We start from the raw sequence: 311 nt of genomic DNA on the forward strand, positions 1-311 counted from the left end.
TTGCTATTTACCAGCACATCAATTGATAGTGATTTTTTGTTACCATGAAAATCAAGCTCTGCGCTAATACCTTTTAATACGTGACTACCCGGTTTTTTAATTATTACTAACGACTGCTTCAAATTAGCTGTTAGCACGGCTTTTGGGAATGTATTTACTTCAAACAAAAGGCTTGTAAGCCTTTGATTACGAATAGGTATATACGTTTCTGCTGATGCTAAATCTATATAAACATTAAACTCACCTTTATCGTTAAGCTTACCTTCGATTGCAGTGAAGTGATGGGCTTCAGCAATCGTGTCTTTCTTTAT

The 311-nt window shown here is 35.0% G+C and carries 1 protein-coding gene; it reads right to left on the bottom strand.

The genetic code is table 11. The features are described from left to right. Positions 1 to 311: YceI family protein (locus tag R2R70_RS19550; RefSeq protein ID WP_410978828.1), on the bottom strand; the 311-nt coding region annotated here is incomplete at both ends.

It is taken from the genome of Cobetia sp. SIMBA_158 (genome assembly GCF_046566945.1).
Taxonomy (GTDB): domain Bacteria; phylum Pseudomonadota; class Gammaproteobacteria; order Pseudomonadales; family Halomonadaceae; genus Cobetia; species Cobetia amphilecti.